The sequence below is a fragment of the Corynebacterium mendelii genome (assembly GCF_017307055.1).
GTDB classification, from domain to species: domain Bacteria; phylum Actinomycetota; class Actinomycetes; order Mycobacteriales; family Mycobacteriaceae; genus Corynebacterium; species Corynebacterium mendelii.
Genome location: NZ_JAFLEQ010000016.1, coordinates 148,821 through 171,840 on the forward strand (window position 1 = coordinate 148,821; position 23,020 = coordinate 171,840).

The window sequence follows — 23,020 nt, forward strand, 5'->3', positions numbered from 1 at the left end:
GGGGACGAAAACACACCGGTCACCCTGTCTTTTCCGGTGCCGCGGCCGGCGGCGGTCCGCGGGCGTGCCCGCCCGGTGTGCGGGTCTGATTTATTCCCGCCCGTGACGGTGGTGGCCGGGCCTGAACCCCCGCCGGGAACACGGCGACGATTGATCCGATGCCCGTGACGGTGGTGGGGGTGCGGTGTGTGGTCCGCCGGGTGTGAACAGCGTGTCACAAACGCCGGTGATGGTGTGTGTGCGGGGTGGATACACCGGTGTACCGCGGTGACGGTCGATGAGCTGCTTAACGGCGGCGGTCGGTGGCTACAATGAGTCCCATGGCCAGACAGCGTATGACGGGACAGCAGCGCAGGGAACAGTTGATCGGTATTGGACTTGCCCTGTTCGCCGAGCGTGGCTTTGAGGGCACCAGTGTCGAGGAGATCGCCGCCAAAGCGGGAGTGAGCAAACCCGTTGTCTACGAGCATTTCGGGGGTAAAGAAGGCCTCTACCAGGCGGTGGTCAAGCAGGAAGCCGAACATGTCGAGTCGGTGCTTGCCGAGGCATTGGGGCGGGGGCGTTCCCGCTACCGGGTGGAGCAGGCGGTGCTGGCGATGCTGACCTATGTGGAAGAACACACCGACGGCTTCATTATTCTGGCCCGCGATTCCGATCCGGATCCCGATTCCCCCGCCCGCCGCCAGTACGGCACACTGCTCAACAACTCCGTGGCCAAAGCCACCGACATTTTGGGCAACGCCATGAAACGCTCCGGGCTGGACACCCGCTACAGCGAACTCTACGGCCAGGCGATGGTCGGCATGGTGGCCTCCGTCGCCAAATGGTGGCTGGATACCAAACAGCCGCCGAAGGAAACCGTCGCCGCCTATCTGGTCAATCTCATCTGGAACGGCCTGGAACGCATGGACGACGACCCGAAACTCACCGAGAACATTCTCACCGAAGGCGCGGTGCTGGGGAAAAAAGACTAGGGGTGTGACCGGTTTTCCGCTCTTTCCCGGCGCAGCCGTTCCCGGGACAGCCCCGGTGCGGGGGCGGCGCCCTGCCGGCGTGACCGCCGGGCCACCGGCAGAGGCCGCCGCCGGTGGAAGCTGAAACACGTGTGGTGGGTTTTTCCCGCCGGGTGGGGGCGGTCCGCAACTTTTGGCACCGGCGCTCCGGCGGGTAGGGTGCCCAGTGGTCCGCCTGCGGCAGCAGACACCCCGCAGGCCCCGGGCTGAGCGGGCTGTGGCGGGGTGGGTGTTGCGGCGTTATCCAGCCCGGCACGCCTGCCGGGGCCTGTTGTTTGGCCGGTTTGTTCATCGTTTTCTTTTCCTGCCGCCCCCTGTGACATGTGAGGTGTGTTTTTCCCGTGACTGCTCAACCCGCACCCGCCGCGACGGCGGCCCTGGCCGGTCTGGCCGCGACCATTGGTTTGAGTGACCAATTCGACCGGGTTCGGGCGGCCATGGGGCAACCGGATGTCCATGTCACCGCCATCGACCAGCTGCGCCCCTGGCTGGTGTCTGTCATGGCGGCCACCCGGCCGGTACTGGTGGTGGTGCCCACCGGGCGGGAAGCCGAGGACATTGCCGCTGAACTGGCCGCCTGCCTGGGCGAGGAGGCGGTCGGGGTGTTCACCTCCTGGGAAACCCTCCCGCATGAGCGCATGAGCCCGTCAACCGAGACTGTGGCGCAGCGGGCGAAAGTTCTTGACCACATCGACCGTTTGCCGGTGGTGGTGGCTGCGGCCCGGGCGTTTTGCCAGCCGATCCCGGTCACCGTCCAGGGGCGGCAACCGGTGGTGCTGCGCACCGGGGAAGACCACGACTTCGATGAGCTGGTGCGCAGCCTGGTGTTCCGCGGCTACCAGACCACCGACCAGGTCGGGGCGAAAGGGCAGGTGGCTGTCCGCGGCGGATTGATCGACGTGTTCCCGCCCACCGAGGAACACCCGGTCCGCATCGATTTTTGGGGCGATGAAATCCAGGAGATGAAATATTTCTCCGTCGGTGACCAGCGCACCTTCGATGACGGCCGGACAGACGAAGTGGCGCTCTACCCCTGCCGGGAGCTGCCCGTCAGTGACGAGGTGATCCGCCGGGCGCAGGCGCTGGCCGAAGAGCACACCGGCAATGCCGCCCTGCAACAGCTGCTGTCCACCGTGGCCGAAGGTCAGCCCGCCGACGGCATGGAAGCCCTGATTCCGGTCCTGACCGATTCCCGGCTGGCCACCCTGGCCGAATTCATGCCGGAAGGCACCCACGTACTGGCCGTTGACCCGGTGAAAATCCACAACCGGGTGGTGGATCTGGAAGCCACCGACCGGGAATTCCTGCAGGCCGGGTGGGAAGCCGCGGCCATGGGGGCCAGCGGGCCGATTTCGGCTGAGGGACTGGATTTGTCCGCCAGTTCCTACTGCCCGCCCGGGAAACTGAAGGCCGCCGCCACCGCCGCCGGATGCGTGTGGTGGTCACTGGCGCCGACCGGCATGCTGGGCCAGGCCACCGCCGGCGGGACCACCACCATTGAGCTGTCGTGCGGGCCGGGACCCCGGCCGGCCGGGGACCGGCAGGCCGTCGAGACGATGTACCGGGAGCTGAAAGAGCATGTCCTGGCCGGGGGCATGGCGGCTTTTGTCAGCCCCAACAAAGCCTTCGCCGCCCGCATGACCGACCGTTTCCTCGACCAGGGCATCAGTGCGGCGGCAGCTGACGGGCACCCCCCGCAGCCCGGGCAGGTCGCCGTCTACACCGCGCTGACCCACGGCGGCCTGACCGTGCCGGGGATCCCGGACTGCGGTGGCCGGGATCTGGTGGTGATCACCGAAACCGATGTCACCGGCAACCGGGTGGGCGATATTGCCGGCATGCGGCGGAAAAGAGCGAAAAAACGCCGCCGCATCGATCCGCTGGCACTGGAAAAAGGCGACTATGTCGTCCACGATTCCCACGGTATCGGCCGCTTCGTGGAGATGACCGAACGCACCATCACCACCGGCGATGAGACCTCCCGGCGGGAATACCTGGTCATCGAGTACGCGGCCAGCAAACGCGGCCAGCCGGCCGACCGGCTGTATGTGCCGATGGATTCGCTGGATCTGCTCTCCCGCTACGTCGGCGGGGAAAAACCCACCCTGTCGAAAATGGGTGGCTCCGACTGGAAGAACACCAAGAAAAAAGCCCGCTCGGCGGTCAAGGAAATCGCCGCCGAACTCATCGAACTCTACGCCAAACGCCAGGCCGCGCCCGGCCATGCTTTTGCCGCCGATTCCCCCTGGCAGCGGGAGCTGGAGGACAATTTCCCCTACCTGGAAACCGAAGACCAGATGGCCGCGATCGATGATGTGAAAGCGGACATGGAAAAACCTGTTCCCATGGACCGGGTGGTTGTCGGCGATGTCGGCTACGGCAAAACAGAGGTGGCCGTGCGTGCCGCCTTCAAGGCGGTGCAGGACGGAAAACAGGTGGCGGTGCTGGTGCCCACCACCCTGCTGGCCCAGCAGCATCTGGCCACCTTTACCGGGCGGATGGACGGTTTCCCGGTCACCATCGACTGTTTGAGCCGGTTTACCTCCGGGAAAGAATCGACACGGATTCTCACCGGGCTGGCCGACGGGTCGGTGGACATTGTCATCGGCACCCACCGGCTGATCCAGACCGGTGTGCGGTGGAAAAACCTCGGCCTGGTCATCGTCGACGAGGAGCAGCGTTTCGGTGTCGAACACAAAGAACACATCAAGGCGCTGCGCAGCCACGTTGACGTGCTGACGATGTCGGCCACCCCGATTCCCCGCACCCTGGAGATGTCGATGGCCGGTATCCGGGAGATGTCGACGATCCTCACCCCGCCGCAGGACAGGCACCCGGTGCTGACCTATGTCGGGGCACAGGAAGACAAACAGGTGGCCGCCGCCATCCGCCGGGAGCTGCTGCGCGACGGGCAGGTGTTCTATGTCCACAACCGGGTGCAGTCGATCGACGAGCGGGCGAGACACCTGCGCGAACTGGTTCCGGAGGCACGCATCGTCGTCGCCCACGGCCAGATGGGCGAAGAACAGCTGGAAAAAACAGTCCAGGGCTTCTGGGACAAAGACTATGACGTGCTGGTGTGCACCACCATCGTCGAAACAGGTCTGGACATCGCCAACGCCAACACCCTGATTGTGGAAAACGCCCACCACATGGGGCTGAGCCAGCTGCACCAGCTGCGCGGCCGGGTGGGGCGTTCCCGGCAGCGCGGCTACGCCTATTTCCTGTACCCGAAAAACCAGCTTCTCAGCGAAACCTCCTACGACCGGCTGGCCACCATCGCCCAGAACAACGAGCTGGGGGCCGGTATGGCGGTGGCGATGAAAGACCTGGAGATGCGCGGGGCCGGCAATGTGCTCGGCGCCGAACAGTCCGGGCATATCGCCGGTGTCGGCTTCGACATGTACATCCGCCTGGTCGGGGAAGCCGTCGAGGCAATGAAATCGCTGGCCGACGGCACCCCGCTGGACGCCACCGACAAAGGCCCGAAAGAAATCCGGGTCGATTTGCCCGTCGATGCCCACGTGCCGGAGAGCTACATTGCTTCCGAAAGGCTGCGGCTGGAGGTCTACCGGGCGGTGGCTGAAGCACACAATGAACAGGACCTTAGGCTGGCTGTGGAAGACATGAAAGACCGCTACGGGCCGGTCCCGGTGGAAGTGGAGCGGCTGCTCAGCCTGGCCAGGCTGCGCCAGCAGGCCCGCGCAGCCGGCCTGACGGACCTGGTGGTGCAGGGCACCCGGATCAAAATCCATCCCGTCGAGCTGGCCGATTCCAAACAGGTGCGGCTGAAAAGGCTCTATCCCGGCTCGACCTACCGGGCGGCGGCCAAAGCCATCCAGCTGTCGATTCCGAAATCGGGCCGCAGCCTCACCGACCCGAAGCTGCGGGACACCGACCTGGTGCAGTGGCTGGCCGATGTCATCTCCTCGCTGTTCGATGTGCCCGCCATCGATGTCACCGGCGGGAAGAAATCGGCCCCGGCCTCCTCCACCCCCGCCGGGGGCGGCTACATTTCCGCTGGTTAAGGGCACAACGAACAATGTTCCGCGGCTGCGCCCTACCCGGCTGACGGGGAGTAGAGGGTCAGCCCGTAGCCGGTCATGTACGGCTCGATCGAGGAGCTGCTGACATCCAGGGCGTCGTGGGCGGGATTGCCGCGGGCGACACCCACCGCGGCGGTGTTGGTCCCCCCGTCGGCCCGCCGGTAAACCACAAACACCGGACCCCCGGAATCACCGTGGTCGACAATCGACTCGAAATGGATGACATTGTCGCCCGACAGCGACAGGAACCTCCCGCAGGACAACCCCGAGCGGTAGCCCAGATGGCAGACGGCGGCATCGTCGAGCTTTTCAACCTCACTCATGGTCAGCCAGTGGCTGATCTGCGGGAAATGCGCCGGACCCAGATCAAGACCGGCGGAAAACCGGTTCCCGGCCAGCTCCACCAGCGCCAGATCAAGCCCCAGCCCGGACATGTATTCCCTGTCGTCGTTGGTGTCGTCGTCATCGGTGACGATCGTGCCGATAAAGTCGCCGGTGGCCGGCAGATACACCCTGTCGCCGATCGACCCGCAGTGCCCGGCGATGATCATGTAGTCCCGGCCCCGGTTATCGTGGGCGAACCATCCGGCCGAACAGTAGCCGTGTGTCGTCCGTATTTTCGCCCCCGGCTGCACCACGGTGGCGGCGTCAAGATAGCCGTAGCCTTTGGACTGCCGGAAAATCCGCGAACTCGGCCGCCGCTTGCGGTGCCCCGGTCGGCCGGTGGGCCGGGCCGGGGCGGCACGCGGGGTCACCGTCGACCAGGTGTAGGTGCCCAACCATTGTTCGGTGTCGGCGAACCCCCCGGTCAATTCCCGGGCTTTTCTCTCCGACTCGTCCAGCTTCCGGTAGTAGGACAACAACATCTCGTCCAGGTGATCCGGCCTGGACTGCGGGTCCAGTGCCTCCACCGACGCCCGGGACGACGACCAGGAGCGTTCATGCCTGCCGGTGCCGACATCCTTCGGCAGGGTGTGACCTGTCACCGCCGGATCGTTGGGCGCCGGCGGAGCGCTGGTCGGCACCGGGCTGTCCACCGGTGGGGCGGCAGGTGCGGGATATCCCGGCGCGCCGGGTCGGCCGGGACCGTCCCCACAGCATCGGTGGCGGGCGGAAGAAACCACCAGCGAATCGGCCACCGACGCGGTGATCAGCGCCACCACCAGCAGTCCCGCCAGCACCCCCGCAAGGACAACAGCAGTATTTTTCACACATGATTCCATGACCGGTTTGTTCAATCCCCCTGAAAAAACGGGCGCACGGGGCGCGGACAACAACACGCCTTGGTGAAAAAAAGGGGGCGAACAAGCGGTCGGCTGCTGCCTGAGCCACGGGCGGGACACACTCGGATCGGTTGGCAAAGACCGGCAGATTTTGTTGCCTGTCCGGCGGAGTTTCCCCGACAACGCTGTTTTCCCCGGTTACCCCCTGTGGTGCCGGTGGTGGACACCGGCTGTGCCTGTGCAGCAGCAATGGTCTTTTGCTGAAAAAACCCGGTTGCCCCCCGTTGTTTTTCAACAAGACACCGACCATGCTAGACGCCCCCGGCCCGTGACGGAGACAAGTGCCCGGCAATCCCCCCCGGGTGGCCGCACCCGCGGCATCCACCCGGCACAGCGGCTACCGGTGCGGCACAAAGGCGGAAAAAAGAACATGCACACCCCACCTGCTTCCAGCACGGCGACGGGGCCGTGCCCGACGGGTGGGAAAAGCCAGGGGGGCACCGGGCGCCGAGCGCGGGACCCGGCGGTGTGGGGGGGTGAGTTTTTTTGAAAAAGGGTGCCGCCCGCCCCGGTTACCTAGTTGTCGCCCCAGTACAGGTTGGTTTTGGTCAGCATCACGCCGATGATGGACTGGGCCTGCATCAGCCGGATGGATGCGGTGGTGTCTTCGGCCGAGGACAAAATACCCACCGGGTAGATGTGTTTGTTGTCGACGGCGAATACCGGGCCGCCGGAATCGCCGACGTTGACCATCCCCTTGAAGGTGATCATGCCGGCCCGGTTGAATCCCTGGAAAGTACCGCAGGACAGTCCGGTGGCCTGCCCGAGATGGCACAGCCAGGTGCTGTCTTTGACCAGCAGATCAACGGACAGCGGGGTATCCACCTGGGTCAGGTCGGCCATCAGATCCCGGTTGATCACGGTGTTGGTGTAGAGCTTCTGGGTGTCGGGGCCGGTGGAGCCTGTGATGTTGCCGTTCAACTCGATCAGGGCGTAGTCCCGGACGCTGTTGGTGTACGAGGACTCGACCAGGGTGCCGAAAGGAGGCAGGGACTCATTGTGGTGCTGCGGGTCCTGTTTGGGCAGGGCGAACTTGTAGTTCTGCTGCCTATTGTCGACGGTGGCCCCGCAGTGACCGGCGGTCAGCAGGTAGCGGGCCTTGCCGCTGTTGAGAATCCAGCCGGCCGAGCACGCCAGCCTGTTGCTGCTGTCCCGGATGATTTTCGCCCCCGGCTGCAGTCTCGGGGAGGTTTTCAACCATCCCCAGTCGTCGGGGTGATTGGAGGTGTACTGCCCGAAGGAGGCATTTTTTTTCAGCACCTCCGGCGGATCGGACAGGGGGGTGGTCCACTGCGGGATATCGGCGGAAGTGCGGTGGGTGTTCTGGGGGCGGGTGGTTTGTCCGGCCGATGACCCGCTGCCGGAGCGGCCTGTTGTGGTTCCGGTTGCACCGGAGCTTCCCGCACTGCCGAACAGGGTGTCCAAAATACCGGCTTCGGCCACCGGCGCACCGGCTGCCAGGAGACCTGCGACCGAGACAGCCGCGGCCACACGGCGGAGGCGGCGCGGGGCAAACATCGGTGAAGCTGACATGGTGTGGTGTTCTCCTGGTGTGTGACAACCCCGGTGGCCGGGACGGATCAACCGGGTGCGGGAAAGCCGGCAGGGTGGGATGAGTTTGCCGCAAGGCAGACCCCACCGCGGATGAAACCCATCCGGCGACGGGAAAGATGCCTGCTGAACCAACAATACTAGGCGTAGGGGCAGCGTCCGGGAAGCACCGGGAAAACACGCCCCACCGGGGCATGTCCGCCCGGTGGGCTGTGCACCTGTGCCCTGCTGGTGCTTTCCGGTGGTGGAGGTTTTCCTACAGGCTCATCCGCCCCGAATACAGTCCGTAGATGGCGACGATGGAGCCGATGACCACCAGAGCGACAATGACCCATTCGAAAGTGTTGAACGGCCGCTGCTTCATCTTGTTGCGCTGCCAGATGTAGGGCACAAGGCCCGGGATGACCAGCAGGGCGCCGAACAGCAGGTATTTCAGCTCCGCGGCGTAGAACAACCAGATCGAGTAGACCAGCGCCACCGAGCCGATGAGCAGGTGTTTGCGGTTGGTGGCCGCGCTGATGGCCGGGCCGGAATCGTCGAAGCTGGTGCCGGCCTGCGGGTGGGTGATGCCTTTGCCGCGGGTGCACAGCATCACCAGGTACAGCGAGGAAAACAGGTAGGGCAGCATGTACATCATGGTTGCCAGCGACACCATCCTGTCGTAGGTGGTTTCATTCAGGAAGAACACGACCACCATGATCTGGATGACAATCGAGCTGATCAGCTGCGCGGTCCACGGGGCACCGTTTCTGGTTTTGCCCAATTTCGCCGGCAGCAGCCGGTCCTGGGCCATCAAGGTGATCGGCTCGGCGCACAGCATCTGCCAGGAGACATAGGCGCCCAGCACCGACAGCATCAAACCGATGGAAATCAGCGCCCCGCCCCACGGGCCGACCGCGGCCTCCATCACACCGGCCATCGAGGGGCTGTCCAGGGCGGCCAGCTCTTCCTGGGTGAGCACACCGTAGGACAGGGTGCCCACGGCCACCAGCATCAACAGCACCGACAGGAAACCGATGACCGTTGCCCGGCCCACATCGGTGCGTTTGGCCGCCTGCTTGGAATACACCGACGCACCCTCGACACCGATAAACGCCCACACCGTGTAGACCATGATTCCCTTGACCTGGTCCATCACCCCGGCGCCGGAGGAATGCTCCCACATGTGCAGGGAGAACCTGTCCCAGGAGAAAGAAAAGAACGCGATCACCAACAGGAACGCGAGAATCGGCAGCAGCTTCGCCACAGTGGTGACAATGTTGAGAAACGCCGCCTGTTTCACGCCCTTGGTCAGGGCGAGGAAAATCGCCCACGTCATCGCCGAGACACACAGAGCCTGCACGAAAGGATGGTCATTGCCGAAAATCGGCACATAGTGGCCCAGAGTGGCGAAAAACAGGCTGGCGTAGCCGACCTGGGCGATCACCGATCCCAGCCAGTATCCCCAGGCGGAGGCGAAGCCGACGAAATCGCCCAGGCCCGCCCGCACGTAGGAATAGACACCGGAATCCAGGTGGGGTTTCCGGGTCGCCAGAATCTGGAAAACAAACGCAATCGAGAGCATGCCCACACCGGCGATGGCCCAGCCGATGAGCATCGCGCCGGGACCGGCGGCGGTGGCCGATTGGCGGGGAAGGGCGAAAATACCGGTGCCCACGGTGGAACCGATGATCAAAGACACCAGGGTCCACATCGTCACGGTATGTCGCTTGTTGGGGGAACTGAGAAGTGTGTCCGCGTTTTTCACGGTGCATACCCTAGCGTGCCGGCCGGCCGGGGGTAAACACCGCCCATACCCGCGGTGAGCTGGTGGATGAAGAAATCCTCAACCGGCATGATTTTTCCTTCATTTTCCCTTCCCCGTCCCCCGGGGCGCAGGGTGTCCGGAGGTGGTCATCCATGCCCGCACTGGCGCCGCCGCCGGCCGCGGACCATGATGGCAACCATGCTTTGTGTCTATCTCGATCCGCGCTGCCCCGATCTGTTTCCCGCCCGGGCGCTGCCGCTTGTCGGCTCCGGTCCGGTGGCCATTGGCCCCGGGGTGGCAGACAGTGTGGTTGATCTGCTGCGGCAGGCCGGGGTGGCCACAGTGCGCTGTGTGCCCGGCGCAGATGCCGGCCACCCCGCGGGGGATTGCGGTGTGGTGGCCCGTGTTGAACTGGCGGGACAGCGGGCAACCGGAATAGAGGCGGTCAGGGAAAAAATCACCGCCCGCGGGGACAGCGACATGGCCCGCCTGTGCCGGGATGATGAGTCCAACGACGGCGACGATGGGGTGGTGGTGGCCGACACCATCGGAATGATGCTTCCGGAGCTGGCCCGGGCCGCCGGTGTGATGGCCCGGGCGCATCTGGTCGGCGGCTGGGAGCGCAGCCAGACACATGCCGGTTTGCTGCCCTACCTGGAAGAAGAAGCAGCCGAATTCGCCGAGGCTGTCGCTGCCCTGGAAGAAGGCGATGAAGTGCTCGAACAACAGGTGTGCCGTGAATTGTCGGATCTGTTGCTGCAGGTGCTTTTCCATGCCGAGATCGCCCGCCGCCGCGGGGCATTTACCGTCGAGGATGTGGCGGCGGCCTTCACCGGAAAAATCTCCCGCCGAGCCCCCTATGTCTTTGACCCGGGGACCACCACGATCACCGCCGAGGAAGAAGACCGCATCTGGCAGGACAGCAAACGCCGGGAACACGGGGCCGGCCCCGGGCCGCACTGAGCGCCCCCACCCGGACGGGGCATACGACGCGGGTTTCAACTCCCCGCGACCTGCGCGCCGGGGAAGTTGTCACCGGGAAGAAAAAACAGGCTGTTGGCAGGGGTTTTTCAAAAAACCGACCCCCGCCAGGCGGCGGGTTCCGGCCTGGCGGGGGTGGTAACGGTATCCGGTTGTTTTTTATAAGGTCTTGCCCCTGAAAGGCAGGGCCGTTCCGGCTGTGCGGGTGCGACTAGCGTCCGGTCAGGCCCAGCACAGAGGTCAGCAGGGTGACGATCTCGGAGGAGCCGACCAGGTCACGCTTCGGATCCGGTTTGACCAGCCCGCAGGCCAGTGCTTTGTCGGTGAAGTCCTTCGACAGTTTCGCCGATCCCAGCATGGAGGCGTAGGCGTTGTCGACCAATCCGGCCAGCTGCTGGTCGCTTTTCTGGGCGAACTTGCCGCGCAGCTCGGATTCGGTGAAACGCAGCTGACCGTTGGGGCCTTTGGGGGCCTGGCCCATCAGCGGCAGCATGGCGATTTCGATCGCGGTGCACTCACCCGCACTGGGGGTGGTGTTGTCGGCGGCGGTGGCCGGGGCCGACATGGCGGCGGCCAGAACAGCGGCGGCAGCAGTGGAGGCAAGAAGTTTTTTGATCATGGCTTGTGGAAAACAACACTTTCAACTCGGGTGACATCTCCTGCCCACCCCGGTCGGGCCGGTGGAGCGGCGACGGGGTGGTCGCCCGGCCAGTCTAATAAAAAATGGGACAAAAGTGAAGGATTAATGCTTGTGTGACAGATGGGACTGGTGTGAATAAAGAAAACCCCGGGCGTTGAAAGCCCCTGTGACAGGGGCCGCAACGGCCGGGGTGGGGTGACGGGTGGGGCCTGGGGACAAGCCCGCCCCGCCGGGGTATCTGCTAGCTGGAGATACCGGAAGAGAAGGCGGTGAAGATATCGGAGAAATCGAAGTTCTTCTTGTCCTTGTCCTTGTCCTCGTCCGAGGACAGCTTCTTGTTGGCCACCGAGGAGGTGTTGGAGAACAGCGACGAGGTCTCCGCGAGCAGGCCCTGCTCGACGGCGTTGCACTTTTCGGCCTTGGCGGCGAACTGCTCGATCAGGGGGGACTTGTTTTTCTCGGTCAGGGCGAATTCGCCGGCGAGGAGCAGAAGACCCTTCAGTTCGCTGATCGACTTGCGGTCCAGCAGCACGATCAGCTCACCCTTGGTGGTGGCACCGATGGACTCGACAATCTGCTTGGTGCTCTTGCAGGACAAAGAGTTCACGTCGTCAACAATATCGGCGTTGGCGGCCGGGACGAGGGCGCCGCCGGCCAGGGTGGCGGCGGTGAGGCTGGCAGTGAGGAACTTGCGCATGAAAAAACTCCTGGGAAATTGTCGGACAAAATATCGGGGAATTAAAGCGTGCCACCGGCAGGCGGTGGCCTGCCCCGCTTGCGGGGTGAACCCTGCGGGGTGGTCCCCCAACATAGTCCATCACCGCGTTGTGTCAAATCCGGTGGGCGGATAAAAAACGCTGGTCTTCGGCTACGTTACTGTAGGGGGCGAGGAGAGCGGGGCCCTGAAACACCGGCCATGACCGCCGGATACGGGGGCGGTGGAAAGGGTTTTCCGGGGCGGTCACATTGCCGGTGGTCGTGTTTGTGATTTTTTCAGTCCGCCGCTTAACGCCCGGGCGCGGAACTGATGCCTGCCAGGGTGGTGATCACCGCCGCCACCGGGTCGGGTGTGGTCAGCGCATGGATAATCTGCGGCAGTGCAGACGACCCGCGGGTGGCGGTATCGATGACCGGCTGCGGATCATCGGTGACCAGATGGCAGCGGTGGGCCACCCCGGTCAACCGGCGGGCGGTGGTGTCCTTGCTTTCCCCCCGGGCGGCCGGCATGCCCAGCGCTGCGGCGGCCAGCTTCAAGTCCCCGTGGGACTGGCGTGACAGGTTGTCGGTGAGGGTGGATATCGGGGTGGACAGATCAGGCCGGATCATCTCCCGGTCGACCAGTACTTCCTTCAGTCCCCGGCACTGGGCTGTGGTGGGGGAGTATTCATCGGCCCCGGCGGGTGCGGCCACACAGCAGGCAAGGGCTGCGGCGAGGCAGGCGGCGGTAATCCGGGTGGAGGGTGTGGTCATTGGTGGGTCCTTGGGTGGTGTCTCGGTGTGGTCGTGCACACCCTGAACAGCCCGGGGTGATAACCGGTGGGGTGTGTGGTGGGCAGTCTAGTCGGCGGGAAAAAAGTCATCTACCGTGACGGCAGTGGCGGAGGTGGCGGCTGTGATGGTTGTTTTTGGATGTGGCTGGGGGTTTCGGCCACGCCGGGACGGCCGGTGCCGGGGCGGGGCGTGGCTTCGGTACTATTACGCCCCATGGTCGGGCGTGGAGTGAAAATGGCCGGTGGGTGCATGGTGATCGTCACCGTGGCGATCCTCGGTGTCATCGCGCTGGTCGGCTGGGGTGTCTCCACCGTGCCGATCCACAACCCGATGGTCCGGAAGCTGCCCATTCCCGCCGATGTTCCCCCGGCCCCCGGGCAGCCGGTTCCCGAGATTGATACGGCCATGCCGGGACGCACCGCCGGGCAGTTGACCGACTGGGCGGACCCGATTGCCGATGGCACCCGTATCCCCGCCCAGGCGCTGCGCGCCTACGGCAATGCCGTGGTCATTGCCCGGCACGTCTGGCCGGAGTGTCATCTGGCCTGGACCACCCTGGCCGGTATCGGGTGGGTGGAAACCCGCCACGGCAGCTACAACGGCAATGTGTTTTCCCCCTCCCATCTCGACGACAACGGCTATGCCGTACCGAAGATCGTGGGCATAGCGCTGGACGGATCCCCCGGGTTTGCCGAAATACCCGACACCGATGGCGGTGCCTGGGACGGGGACACCGACTACGACCGGGCTGTCGGCCCGATGCAGTTCATTCCCACCAGCTGGGAGATTTTCGGCCGGGACGCCAATGGTGACGGGGTGGCCGATCCCCACCAGATCGATGATGCGGCACTGGCCGCGGCCCATCTTCTGTGCACCCGCGGCGGGGACCTTGCCACCCCGGAAGGCTGGACACGGGCGGTGCGTTCCTACAACGCCTCCCGGCAGTACCTCATCGATGTCCGTGATGCCGCGGCCAACTATGCCCTGGGGCAACCGGCCTGACCGAAACAGTGTCCGATTGTGTCCGAAAACGACCGTCCGGTGACATCGGCGCGGTTATTTTGTGTCCGATTCGGTGGGTTTGTGGTGTGGTGTTGTTTACATTTTTCCCCCGGGTCTTGCTGTCCCCGGTGCCGCGGCAGCATGAACGTCATGCCTTCTAGCTGGTCATTCACCGATATTTAAGGTTGCTGTGAGCTGGTGGCAAGCCCCGGGGCGCCGCCCGGCGGTTCAGGGCGCCGTCACAAAGCGGCGGTCTGTGGAACAATTGGATCCCGACGGTCGGCCCGGTTCGGGCGGGCCTGACAGACAAAAGCAAGTGAAGCCCTTAAAGGAGGCTCCAGTGGCAGATATCATGAGCGTTTTCGCCCGCGAGATTCTTGATTCCCGCGGCAACCCCACCATCGAGTGCGGTGTGTACCTGGATGACGGATGCGACGGCCGGGCGGCTGTTCCCTCCGGTGCGTCCACCGGTGTCCACGAGGCACACGAGCTGCGTGACGGTGACAAGGACCGTTACCTCGGCAAGGGTGTTCTCAAGGCCGTGGAAAACGTCAACGAGACCATCTGCGACGAGGTTGTCGGCATGGAAGCCGATGACCAGCGTGCCATCGACATGGCCATGATCGAACTCGACGGAACCCCCAACAAGTCCAAGCTCGGCGCCAACGCCATTCTCGGCGTGTCCATGGCTGTGGCCCGCGCCGCCGCCGAATCCGCCGATCTTCCGCTGTTCCGCTACATCGGCGGCCCGAACGCCCACATTCTTCCCGTTCCGATGATGAACATCGTCAACGGTGGCGCCCACGCCGACTCCGGTGTCGACTGCCAGGAATTCATGATCGCCCCGATCGGCGCCCCCTGTTTCGCCGAGGCCCTGCGCTACGGTGCGGAGGTCTACCACGCCCTGAAGTCGGTCATCAAGTCCAAGGGCCTGTCCACCGGCCTGGGTGACGAGGGTGGCTTCGCCCCCTCGGTCGGCTCCACCGCGGAAGCCATCGACCTGATCATCGAAGCGATCGAAAAAGCCGGCTTCAAACCCGGTGAAGACATCGCCATCGCCCTGGATGTCGCCTCCTCGGAATTCTGCAAGGACGGCGTCTACCACTTCGAGGGTGGCGAGCACACCGCCGAAGAGATGGCCAAGGTTTACGAAGACCTGATCGCCAAGTACCCGATCGTTTCCATCGAGGATCCGCTGCACGAGGACGACTGGGACGGCTGGGCCAAGCTCACCGCCGCCATCGGCGACAAAGTCCAGCTGGTCGGCGACGACCTGTTCGTCACCAACCCGGAGCGCCTGGAGCGCGGCATCAAGGAAAATGTCGCCAACGCGCTGCTGGTGAAGGTCAACCAGATCGGTTCGCTGTCCGAGACCTTCGATGCCGTTGAGATGGCCCACCGCAACGGCTACCGCTGCATGATGAGCCACCGCTCCGGTGAAACCGAGGACACCACCATCGCCGATTTGGCTGTGGCCCTGTCCTGCGGCCAGATCAAAACCGGTGCCCCGGCCCGTTCCGAGCGTGTCGCCAAATACAACCAGCTGCTGCGCATCGAGCAGATTCTGGGCGACGCCGCCGTCTACGCCGGACGTTCCGCTTTCCCGCGTTTCCAGGGCTAGCACACCCCTGCAATCCGGCCACGGTGTCATCCAGCACACCGCCCCGGCACAGCCCGGGGCGGTAGGACCCGGATGATATCCGCACCCGCCGACATTGACCGCTTGTTTTCAACATCCGCCACAGCTGAAGGCTGCGGCGGGCAGCGGCCGATGACGGCGGGTGCTTTTTCCCTTTGGCCACCCCGCCACCGGAACACGCCGGGCGATGGGGTGGCCGTGATGGCTGTTTCGGCCCCCGCACGGGGTGTGTCCGCACGCTGCCGTCGAAGGGCGGAAAAGGACTAGGATGTGATTGCTATGGCACCACTTCCCTCAAAGCGCTCCCGCCGGCCGGTTCCGGTGGCTCACCGGCGCGACAACCAGGCCGCACGGTCACGAACAGGCTCCCGGCTGCGGCTGTCCGACTTCAAGTTCACCGCCCTGCAGATGGGTGTGTTGGGCCTGTGCGCGGTGATGATTGTGCTGATGATCTCCATGCCGGTGCGCAACTATTTCCAGCAGCGCGGCGAGATCGCCCGGCTGACGGCTTCCGTGGAAGCCAAACAGGCCGAAAAGCAGCGTCTGCTCGACGAAATCGACAAGCAGCGCTCCGATGCTTACCTCAAAGAACAGGCACGCGTGCGCCTGGGGGTGATCGAACCCGGTGAAACGGCATTCCGCATTATGGTTCCCGTGCCCGAGGACCCGGCCGACGGCCCGACCACACCGGACGGCACACCCACCGGTGAACTCGGTCCCTGGTGGGAAGTGATGTGGGATTCCATCGCCGATCCGGGGGCCGCCCCGGTCCTGCCGGAACACCGCCCGGCAGATGACGGCCAACCCGATGCACCGGAAAACCAGCAAACCCCCTTCGACGGTATCGGTACCGTTGATTCATCCATCTTCGATCCCGACCACGACCCCCTGGCCCCGGCCGATGACCCGCAGCCGCCAGCTGACAACCCGCAGCCCCCGGCCGAGCAGCCGGATAGCGGTGGACACACAGATAACGCACCCCCTGCCTGAGACTGACTGCACACCAGTGGGGTGAACCGCCTTGGGGTTTCGGCCCGGCTGCACTTACAGTGGCACCGGGGCACAAGCCCGTTGCGGGGACACACCCCGCACTGGTTGCTGCGGGTGATGATCCCGCCGGTGACCGGTGACGGGTTGATCCGCCACCGGGAGCCGGTGTGTACGTCGCCTCCCCGCCCATTTTTTCCGCCCCGACAACGTCGCGATCACCCGAAGGGAAAGCCCATGGCAGCCCAACCGATCACATCCAAGGTCGAACAGCACGATCTGGATATTGTCGAAGCCCAGCTCGGCCGCAGGCCGCGCGGGGTGATCGGCATTGCCTACCGGACCCCGGACGGGGTGCCGGCGGTGGTGACCACCGCCCCGAAACTCGACGACGGGACACCGTTTCCCACCCTCTACTATCTGACGGATCCGCGCCTGACCGCCGAAGCCTCCCGGCTGGAGGTCGCGGGCGTGATGAAACAGATGACCCAGCGTCTGGCCGAGGACAAAGAACTCGCCGCCGACTACGCCAAAGCACACGACCACTACCTGGCGGCCCGCAATTCAATCGAGGATTTGGGAACCGATTTTTCCGGGGGCGGGATGCCGGAACGGGTCAAATGCCTGCATGTGCTTATCGCCTATGCGCTGGCCGAAGGCCCGGGCCACTTCATTCTCGGCGATGAAGCCGTCGCCCTGGCCGCCGATCACGGTGGCCTGCGGGCAACCGCCATCCCGGCGGACTGGCCGACCGCCGATGATCTGGGCATCGACCAGTCCTGTTTCGATTTCACCCACGCGGAAGGGAAAAACAAGTGACCCGTCTGGCAGCTGTCGACTGCGGAACCAACGCCATCCGGCTGTTGATCAGTGAACACTCTGGTGGTAAAACCCGGGATATTCACCGCGCCCTGGAAATCGTCCGCCTGGGCGAGGGCGTGGATGCCACCGGCCGGTTTTCCCCCACCGCCATTGAACGCACCCGGGCGGCGCTGGAGCGCTATGTGGAGATCATGCGCATTGAACGGGTGGAAAAAGTCCGCATGGTCGCCACTTCCGCGACCCGGGACGCCACCAACCGGGACGATTTTTTCGCCATGACCTCTGATCTTCTCGGCCGTATCCAGCCGGGAGCGGTTGCCGAGGTGATCACCGGCGAAGAAGAAGCCGCCCTGAGTTTCGCCGGGGCAGTGGCGGATCTTCCCGCCGACAAGGGGCCGTTTTGCGTCATTGATCTGGGCGGCGGCTCCACCGAATTCGTTGTCGGTGATGCCGACGGCACGATCCACGGCTCCTACTCGGCGAACATGGGCTGTGTGCGCATCACCGAAAGAATCATGCGCGATGATCCGGCCACCGACACTGAAATTGAGATTGCCCGGGACTATGTGCACGAATGCCTGGAGACAGTGCAGCGCACCGTTGATTTGGCCAGGGCAAAAACCTTCGTCGGCTGCGCCGGAACCTTCACCACCATCTCCGCCATTGCCCAGGGGCTGGAAACCTACGAAGCCGCGGCCATCCACGGGTCGGTGCTGCGGTGTGATGCGCTGATGGTGCTGACCAACCAGCTGATCGCGCAAACCTCCGACCAGCGGGCCGCCCACCCGGTCATCCACCCGGGCCGGGCCGATGTGCTGGCCGGGGGATCGGTGGTGGTGCAGGGAATTATCGGCGTTGCCCGTGATCTGGCCGGGGTGAAAGAAATCGTGGTCAGTGAAAAAGACATCCTCGACGGCATTATCGCCGGTCTGGCCAGCAGCTGACCGCCCCAAGTGGCCTTTGCGGGCGGTTGCCGGTTACAATTTCACGGGCACGATGATTCCCCCTCCACCACCGGTGGGAGCCGTCCTGTCCGGTGGCAGCCGGATGCGCCACCTGCGGCACAAAGCCACGCCCCTATAGCCCAATTGGCAGAGGCAGCGGACTTAAAATCCGCCAAGTGTGGGTTCGAGTCCCACTGGGGGCACCAGTAGACCCCGCGTGAAGTACAAGCTCACGCGGGGTTGTCGTCTTTTTCCGGCGGGCCGGATAGCCGCCGCCACGATTTGACCACGGTATTTTTTTGTTCGGCAACAACTTATTTTCCCCAGGCCGCGAAATGATGGATGCCCGGCGCCGGGCGGGCGCCGACCGCTGTCACAGCGGCGGGCGTGACGCCGTCGGCCGCACAAACAGGTGTGCCTGACCAACACGGGTGAACAAGCCGTGATCAGCTGGGACACCTCCTTGTTTTCTGCCAGTCTCCGGTGAGAAACTCCCATCTCAGTACCGGGGGCTGCGAGTCGAAGAGTTCTGTGTCGACTGCAGCCGTCAGACCATATCCGAGATCAACGCCGGGTTTGATGTACGAGTTGGCGAACTTGTCCGGGTGATGGTCGATGTCAGCGTCGAGATATTCCCGGTAACGGCCGATCTGTTCTTTGGTGATTCCCATTGTTTCCGCAGTGTGTTAACGCGTCGTACTGCTTTTTCAGGGCGTTGAAGCGCTCGAGCCGCGAACGCCAGACGTAGAAGAATTCCTTCCTTCTTACCGGTCGCGCCGTTCCACCTGGCATAACCCAACGGCAGAAGGTCGCTGTCGTCGATGACAACGAAATCACAGGGGTTTGGCCATCCGTTGTTCTCGATCCAGTCCCGGCCGTATTACCGGAGCTTGTCCAGGACCGCTTTGGCTGCCGACGCTTGTGTCACCGATGGTCAACAGTCGGTCGAGCAGTCCACGTTGCGCATCGTCGATGCCCGAGACATCCGGTGGCGTGAACTCGTCAGTGTTTCGGGGCATGAGGCATAAAAAAAATCCGGGTAAAACGGTAGCGCGGGAAACCGGTGGTCCATGGGGCGAATCCCTTCTGTTCGCAAGCAGAGCACATGTGCCGACCCAGTGGTGTGGCAGATGTGCTGTATCCTGCGGAGTGCGGCCAGTTTCACCGGCACGCCGGCCGGGTTTTCCGGGCGGTCCACTGCCCGTACTGGTGATGCTGGGGTGCGGCAACCCATACCCGGCCGGGGGATAACGGGGCGGCTGCTGACGCAGGCGGACAAGACCCGTTTCGTGCGGGGGATGAAAAAAACCGCCGGCCCTTGTCTGTCAAGGGCCGGCGGCGGGGTGCCGGGACTATTTGATCGAGCCGGCGGTAAGGCCACCAACCAGCTGCTTTTCGATGAGTCCGAACAAAATCAGCACCGGGATAATGGCGATGACCGACACGCCGAAGACGTACTGCCAGGAAGTTTCGTACTGGCCGACGAATTTGGTCAGGGCCACCGACAGGGGCTGCTTTTCGGCGGAAGACAGGATCACCAGGGAGGCGGCGAATTCGTTCCACGCGGCGACGAAGGTGAAGATCACGGCGGTGACGATGCCGGGCCAGACCAGCGGAAGGTTGATCTTGAACAGCACCGTCCACAGGCCACACCCGTCAATCTTGGCGGCCTCGTCGACTTCCTTCGGTACCGAGGCGAAGAAGGAGTGCATGATCCAGGTGGAAAACGCGAGGTTGAATGCCGAGTTCACCAAAATCATGGCGATGTAGGTGTCAACCAGGCCGAACAGCTGGAATTCGCGGAACAGCCCGGCCACCACCAGCGCCGGGGGACACATCTGGGTCAAAAGCACCAGGAACAAAAACGCACCGCGGCCCGGGAAACGGAATCGGGCGGTGTAGTAGGCGGCGGGCATGGCCACGCACAGCACAATGATCGTGGAGACCGCGGAGATCAAAATCGTGGAGAACACGTTCATCCCCACCGGGGTCTCCGGGGTGGACCACATGGTGATGTAGTTGTCGAAATGCCATTCCTTGGGGATGTAGGTCGGCGGGATCCCCAGCACTTCGGCACGCGATTTCAGCGATCCGACGATCATGGTCAGATACGGCAGCACGAAGATAACGAAAATAATCACCCCGCCGAGGATCCGCAGACCGGTGTGCGGTTTCACACCGGGTGCGCGTTCCTCGCTGTGCCGGGAGAACCAGGACTGTTTTTTCGGCGCGGCCGACGGTGCCTTGATCTGTTTTTTCGGGACAGTGTGGGCGGTCATCAGTCGTCGACTCCCTTCATGGGTTTGGCGAAGTAGAGGTAGATGCCGATGAGCACCACCATGATCACGAGGTTGATCACCGACAGGGCTGATGCCCAGTCCAGGTGGCCACGCACCCGGATGTATTTGAACAGCAGGGTTGTGGTGGTGTCTGCGGCAGTACCCGGAATCGATCCGGTCATCACCTGCAGAATCGGGATGTTGTTGAATACGTTGATGATGTTGATTGTTGTGGCGGTGGCGATGGCGGGCTTCAGCTGCGGCAGGATCACCGAGAAATAGATCCTGGTGCGGCTGGCCCCGTCGACACGGGCGGCCTCAATGACGTCTTTTCCGATCGATCCCTGCCCGGCCAAAATGGTGTAGGTGGTAAACGGCAGGGAGACGAACACGGCCACCACAATGGCGATGATGAACGCCGGAACCGGCTGCTTGGTGAATCCGTAGTCGGTGGAATCGATGATCCCCAGGTCGTAGAGGAACTGTTGGCCGATGCCCAGCTTCGGTTCCAGGGCGTAGTAGACGACGGTAGTGGTCATGACCACCGAGGCGGCCCAGGGGATGATCACCGCCAGCCGTACCAGCTGGCGGCCGGGGAAGACCTTGTTCAAAAAGCTGGCCAGAAACAGCGAGATGATGATGGTCAGCACCACCACGCTGAACACCCAGATGGCGGTGTTGAGCAGCACCCTGGGAAGAGCCGGGTCGGTGAGGACATGTTTGAAGTTGTCCAGCCCGGCCGAGCCTTTGTCGGTGCCGATGCGGCTGATCTTGCGGGTGGCGTTGTAGACCATCAGCGCCATCGGGTAGATGACAATGCCGGCGATCAGCACCAGTACCGGCGCCAGCCACGGCAGGGCGCGGCCGGTGTCTTTCAGTGTGCGTTTGTCTTGGGATACGCGAGCCATGGGGATCCAATCAGCAGACGGATGTGCAGGCCGTGACCACCGTCGTTGTCCGCGGTGTGTGACTAAAACACACTCCTTGGGGCAGTGGAACCGGAAAAAAGGAGGTGGCGGCCACGTGTGTCCCGCCGGGGCACTGTTGGGCGGGCACTGCCGCTGACCCAAGCAGATGGCGGGGAAGGTGAAAAAACGGGAAAAGCGATGAAATTGTGGGGCAGCCCGTTAAAGAATGCGCCCGGGATTCGTTGATCTTTCTCCGCGGCCGGACCTGGCCCGGCCGCAGGGAAAAACCGACGCAGTGGTACCGGACGACAACCGGCAACAGAGACGGTCACACGGTGGGTGTGCATCGGTTGGACAGCCCGGGGACCATGCGCCACAGGCACCCGGTGGCACGGCATGATGGCCGGTGCCGGGAAACACCGTGTGTTGTCCCGGCGGCTACGGGGTGGGTGTGGTGCTGTCCAACAGCCGGGCCCGGCGGTGGTGGGGTACTGGCCGGGAAACGGTCAGCACCCGTGTGATTGCACCGCCGGTGAAGCCGACTGCTATCCCTGATCGGTCTGGGTCTGGATGGTCTCCAGAACCGTCTTGGGATCCTCGGTTTGGATGCGGCCGATATTGGCCTGGATCGCGCCCTGCGCGGTCTGCCAGTTCGGGTTGGTGAACGGGTAGAACTTGGCGTTGGGCAGCAGCGGGATGAATTCCTTGATGGTTTCGTCGCTGGCGAGCTTCTCACCGGCGGACTTGGTCACCGGGATGAATCCGAGAGTGGACACGAAATTGGAGTACACGTCCACCGAGTAGAAGTAGTCCAGGAACTTGGTGATCGCTTCCTTCTTGGCGTCATCGCCCAGATCGAAGGCCATCAGGTGGTCGGCGACACCCAGAGTCATCGCGGAGCCGTCCTTGGTGGGGATGGCGGCCAGGGCGTAGTTGAGATCCGGGTTCTGCTCCTCAATGAGCTTCTTGTACTGCGGAAGGCCCACAACCATGCCGACTTTGCCCTGGAAGAAGGTCTTGCCCAGCGGGGTGCGCTGGGAGGAACCCGGGTTGGCCTGGGTGGCACCTTCATCGATGAGCTTTTTCATAAACGTCGCGCCCTCGAGGTTTTCGGGCGTGTCGATGGTGATCTCCTTGCCGTCGGTGTAGCTGCCACCGGCGCCGAAGAACCACACGGCGGTTTCAGCCTGGGCTTCTTCGTTGCCCAGCGGCATGCCGTAGCCGTCGACACCCGGAAGATCCAGGGCCTTGATCGCCAGGGCGTCTTTTTCCAGTTCTTCCCAGGTCGCCGGCGGCTCGGAGATGCCGGCCTGCTCGAACAGATCCTTGTTGTAGTACAGGGCACGGGCCGAGGCGATCAACGGCAGGCCCCACTGGGTGCCGTCCATCGAGGCGTTGTCGCGGAAGGACTGCTGGATATCCGACAGGGTGTCGGGGGAGACGACTTCATCAGCCGGGTAGAGCAGGTCTTCCCGGGCGTAGTCGGTGAAGGAGTCGATGTTCAAAATGTCGGGCATCTTGTTGGCCTGGACATTGTTGCGCATCACGTCATTGATGTTCTCCCAGCTTTCAACCTGCAGGTTGACCTTGATGTTGGGGTTGTCAGCCTCGAAGCCGGAGATGATGTTTTCCCACAGGGATTTCGTGTCATCGGAGTAGGAGGGAACCAGGAGGTTCAGGTTGACTG

The 23,020-nt window shown here is 63.7% G+C and carries 19 protein-coding genes and 1 tRNA gene; 10 read left to right on the forward strand and 10 right to left on the reverse strand.

What is annotated here, in order from left to right; translation table 11 throughout:
• Window positions 1-320 precede the first annotated feature (320 nt).
• Complete coding sequence (locus JZY06_RS09095) at window positions 321-974, forward strand: TetR/AcrR family transcriptional regulator (RefSeq protein ID WP_207279236.1); 654 nt, start codon at window positions 321-323, stop codon at window positions 972-974.
• Window positions 975-1,354: 380 nt separating this feature from the next.
• Window positions 1,355-5,041 carry a transcription-repair coupling factor gene (gene mfd / locus JZY06_RS09100; protein WP_377769044.1) on the forward strand — a complete coding sequence of 1,229 codons (3,687 nt, stop codon included), beginning with the start codon at window positions 1,355-1,357 and terminating at the stop codon, window positions 5,039-5,041.
• Window positions 5,042-5,073: 32 nt separating this feature from the next.
• Here the strand turns inward: mfd and JZY06_RS09105 are convergent, their stop codons facing one another.
• The 3 genes from JZY06_RS09105 to JZY06_RS09115 all read right to left on the reverse strand — a co-directional run bounded on the left by JZY06_RS09105 (window position 5,074) and on the right by JZY06_RS09115 (window position 9,640).
• On the reverse strand, window positions 5,074-6,270 hold the full coding sequence (locus JZY06_RS09105) for a chymotrypsin family serine protease (RefSeq protein WP_207279237.1): 1,197 nt from the start codon (window positions 6,268-6,270) through the stop codon (window positions 5,074-5,076).
• Between the two features lie 588 nt (window positions 6,271-6,858).
• Complete coding sequence (locus JZY06_RS09110) at window positions 6,859-7,875, reverse strand: trypsin-like serine protease (RefSeq protein WP_207279238.1); 1,017 nt, start codon at window positions 7,873-7,875, stop codon at window positions 6,859-6,861.
• 274 nt (window positions 7,876-8,149) lie between these two features.
• Window positions 8,150-9,640 (reverse strand): amino acid permease, encoded by a 1,491-nt coding sequence (locus JZY06_RS09115; RefSeq protein WP_330617236.1) that lies wholly within the window; start codon window positions 9,638-9,640, stop codon window positions 8,150-8,152.
• A gap of 198 nt (window positions 9,641-9,838) precedes the next feature.
• Between JZY06_RS09115 and JZY06_RS09120 the strand changes: the two genes are divergently transcribed.
• Window positions 9,839-10,603 (forward strand): MazG nucleotide pyrophosphohydrolase domain-containing protein, encoded by a 765-nt coding sequence (locus tag JZY06_RS09120; RefSeq protein ID WP_207279239.1) that lies wholly within the window; start codon window positions 9,839-9,841, stop codon window positions 10,601-10,603.
• A 229-nt stretch (window positions 10,604-10,832) separates the two neighbouring features.
• On the opposite strand, the gene JZY06_RS09125 is transcribed toward JZY06_RS09120, so the two are convergent.
• The 3 genes from JZY06_RS09125 to JZY06_RS09135 all read right to left on the reverse strand — a co-directional run bounded on the left by JZY06_RS09125 (window position 10,833) and on the right by JZY06_RS09135 (window position 12,731).
• Complete coding sequence (locus JZY06_RS09125) at window positions 10,833-11,240, reverse strand: hypothetical protein (RefSeq protein ID WP_207279240.1); 408 nt, start codon at window positions 11,238-11,240, stop codon at window positions 10,833-10,835.
• Window positions 11,241-11,502: 262 nt separating this feature from the next.
• A complete protein-coding gene (locus JZY06_RS09130) occupies window positions 11,503-11,958 on the reverse strand; it encodes a hypothetical protein (RefSeq protein WP_207279241.1) in 456 nt (151 codons plus the stop codon).
• A gap of 308 nt (window positions 11,959-12,266) precedes the next feature.
• Window positions 12,267-12,731, reverse strand: a complete 465-nt coding sequence (locus JZY06_RS09135; RefSeq protein WP_207279242.1) for a hypothetical protein — start codon at window positions 12,729-12,731, stop codon at window positions 12,267-12,269.
• 255 nt (window positions 12,732-12,986) lie between these two features.
• Between JZY06_RS09135 and JZY06_RS09140 the strand changes: the two genes are divergently transcribed.
• From JZY06_RS09140 to JZY06_RS09165, 6 genes are all read left to right on the forward strand, one after another.
• Entirely contained in the window at window positions 12,987-13,754 is a 768-nt protein-coding gene (locus JZY06_RS09140; protein ID WP_207279465.1) for a lytic transglycosylase domain-containing protein, read from the forward strand.
• A gap of 340 nt (window positions 13,755-14,094) precedes the next feature.
• Window positions 14,095-15,375, forward strand: a complete 1,281-nt coding sequence (gene eno, locus JZY06_RS09145) for a phosphopyruvate hydratase (protein ID WP_207279243.1) — start codon at window positions 14,095-14,097, stop codon at window positions 15,373-15,375.
• Between the two features lie 297 nt (window positions 15,376-15,672).
• A complete protein-coding gene (locus JZY06_RS09150; RefSeq protein WP_207279244.1) occupies window positions 15,673-16,383 on the forward strand; it encodes a septum formation initiator family protein in 711 nt (236 codons plus the stop codon).
• A 234-nt stretch (window positions 16,384-16,617) separates the two neighbouring features.
• On the forward strand, window positions 16,618-17,199 hold the full coding sequence (locus JZY06_RS09155) for a DUF501 domain-containing protein (RefSeq protein ID WP_207279245.1): 582 nt from the start codon (window positions 16,618-16,620) through the stop codon (window positions 17,197-17,199).
• Complete coding sequence (locus tag JZY06_RS09160) at window positions 17,196-18,146, forward strand: Ppx/GppA phosphatase family protein (RefSeq protein WP_207279246.1); 951 nt, start codon at window positions 17,196-17,198, stop codon at window positions 18,144-18,146. Before JZY06_RS09155 ends, JZY06_RS09160 begins: the two co-directional genes overlap by 4 nt.
• 129 nt (window positions 18,147-18,275) lie before the next feature.
• Window positions 18,276-18,352, forward strand: a tRNA-Leu gene (locus tag JZY06_RS09165).
• A gap of 240 nt (window positions 18,353-18,592) precedes the next feature.
• Here the strand turns inward: JZY06_RS09165 and JZY06_RS09170 are convergent.
• On the reverse strand, window positions 18,593-18,817 hold the full coding sequence (locus tag JZY06_RS09170; protein WP_207279247.1) for a hypothetical protein: 225 nt from the start codon (window positions 18,815-18,817) through the stop codon (window positions 18,593-18,595).
• A 150-nt stretch (window positions 18,818-18,967) separates the two neighbouring features.
• Here JZY06_RS09170 and JZY06_RS09175 point away from each other — a divergent pair, with 150 nt between their 5' ends.
• Window positions 18,968-19,174, forward strand: a complete 207-nt coding sequence (locus JZY06_RS09175; RefSeq protein ID WP_207279248.1) for a hypothetical protein — start codon at window positions 18,968-18,970, stop codon at window positions 19,172-19,174.
• A 324-nt stretch (window positions 19,175-19,498) separates the two neighbouring features.
• Here JZY06_RS09175 and JZY06_RS09180 read toward each other — a convergent pair whose 3' ends face one another.
• The 3 genes from JZY06_RS09180 to JZY06_RS09190 all read right to left on the reverse strand — a co-directional run.
• A complete protein-coding gene (locus tag JZY06_RS09180; RefSeq protein ID WP_207279249.1) occupies window positions 19,499-20,425 on the reverse strand; it encodes a carbohydrate ABC transporter permease in 927 nt (308 codons plus the stop codon).
• Window positions 20,425-21,333, reverse strand: coding sequence for a carbohydrate ABC transporter permease (locus JZY06_RS09185; protein ID WP_207279250.1), 909 nt, complete (start codon window positions 21,331-21,333; stop codon window positions 20,425-20,427). The genes JZY06_RS09180 and JZY06_RS09185 overlap by 1 nt, the downstream gene beginning before the upstream one ends.
• Before the next feature lie 545 nt (window positions 21,334-21,878).
• On the reverse strand, window positions 21,879-23,020 hold a 1,142-nt coding region (locus JZY06_RS09190; RefSeq protein ID WP_207279251.1), incomplete at its 5' end, for an extracellular solute-binding protein.